Source organism: Mesotoga infera (assembly GCA_011045915.1).
GTDB classification, from domain to species: Bacteria; Thermotogota; Thermotogae; order Petrotogales; family Kosmotogaceae; genus Mesotoga; species Mesotoga infera_D.
In genome coordinates this window covers 1-1,709 of the sequence record DSBT01000058.1, presented here as the reverse complement: position 1 = coordinate 1,709, position 1,709 = coordinate 1, and the positions used below count along the sequence as shown (strand labels likewise).

The 1,709-nt window shown below is 46.2% G+C and carries 2 protein-coding genes; both read right to left on the bottom strand.

What is annotated here, in order from left to right:
• Positions 1-515, bottom strand: a 515-nt coding sequence (locus tag ENN47_01930; GenBank protein ID HDP76946.1) for an aminotransferase class I/II-fold pyridoxal phosphate-dependent enzyme, incomplete at its 3' end; no start/stop codon positions are given.
• 172 nt (positions 516-687) lie between these two features.
• Positions 688-1,335 carry a winged helix-turn-helix transcriptional regulator gene (locus ENN47_01925; protein HDP76945.1) on the bottom strand — a complete coding sequence of 216 codons (648 nt, stop codon included), beginning with the start codon at positions 1,333-1,335 and terminating at the stop codon, positions 688-690.
• Positions 1,336-1,709: the final 374 nt, after the last annotated feature.

Below are 1,709 nucleotides of genomic sequence, written 5' to 3'. Positions count from 1 at the left end.
TTCCATCTTGCCCCAATCGACTGTGCACAGTCTTCGATTATCTTAACTCCGTATATCTCTCCTATGTTTTGGAGTCTCTCAAGATTCATAGACTGGCCAAAGAGATGAACCGGGATTATCGCTTTGATCTTTTCTCTATCGGGATGGGTTTGCAGCAGTTCTTCGACCTTGTCAAGGTCGATGTTGTAAGTTACCGGGTCGATATCCGCGAAAAGAGGGGTAGCACCGTTTCTGGTAATACAGCTGACGGTAGCGAAGAAGGTATAGGGAGTTGTAATTACATAGTCTCCTGGGCCTATTCCGAGAGCAGCCACGGCAATCAGGAGAGCATCTGATCCATTTGCAACTCCAATCGCATGCTTTACTCCAATTAGATCTGCTACGCCTTGTTCCAGCTCTCTTACAGCTTCACCTAGAATCACCCTTCCGCCCAGAAGCGCCTCGTCTATCTCCTGGAGAACCTCTTCTCTTAACTCGTTGTATTGCCTTGTCAAATCGAATAGTGGTATATGCATAGAACCTCCATGTTTCTGTCGAGAGGACGCCTGCACTTGGAGAACACGGAGCCGAGATTTCAAACGGATGAGGAGATTAGAATCACATTCTCCTTATTGGAAATCTACGCCGATAATTCGCCTCAGAAACGTAACTCTCGTCATCTCGCCCTCTCGAAAATGATTTTTCTCGTTACTCAAGCTGTTCCAGTTCAACTTTGCCTAACTTGGATATTGTGAATACCATTACGTTTTTCATTCCCTTTTCTTTTGCGTTCTTGACTATGTTGCTTGCATGTCTGAATGACGCGACGATCATCGCGGTTTCCTCATCGCTTTTTACTTCTTCTGGTGAAAACACATGAAGATCGTGGAATGTTCCGTTTTGCTTCGCTTGCGAATCGTCGATGAAACCGATAATCTTGACTCCTTCGGTTCTGAGGACATCTGCAAGAATGCCTCCGATAATCCCGGCGCCGTAAAGATAGAAGCTCTCATGTTCACTCTCTTTGATCGTGTCGAGAACCTCTCCAAATATCTCTCGCGATTCCGTGTAGAGCTTCGCCGCTTCTTTGAGGTAAAGAACAGTCAGATACTGCAGCCTGAATTTACCCGCTTCAGTCAGCTCGTACCGCATGTTCCTCCGGTTGTCGCCCTCTTTCTGAATTAGGTGGGAATCTTCGAAGTCTCTTATGTACTTGTTGACCATACTGGGAACGATACCGGCAATTCGGGCGAGCCTCTCCTGAGAGACGGAAGAACTCTCAGTCAGGGCCTTCAGAATACTCATCTCTCTGAAATTTGGAGACGGATTGAAAAATGAAAACTCGGAAAGATCCATAGTCGCTCCTTTATTATTCATTCACTGACCGAATTATAGCAATATGATCAGTCATAAGTCAAGTGGCAGATATAGAGAACAAGAGAGAACTTGCTTTGCTCATCAGAGGATGAGAACGGGTGATTGTGAGATAACGAGAGGAGCATTACTACGTACAGCGGTTCTCAGGAGCGAGATCCCGTGCAGAAACATCACGGGATGACCAAAGAGGCGCTCAGCAGGGCAACCTCAAGGGATAACATTCCTTCACGTAGCTGGCAATGCTACTGGTCAGGATCTTGTTCTTGAACAGAGAATGCTGGAGCGAGAAGACGCTTTGAGTCTGAGATGAAGCTTCGCTTAGAGAGAAACGCTTTTCGAGACTCATTAGATCA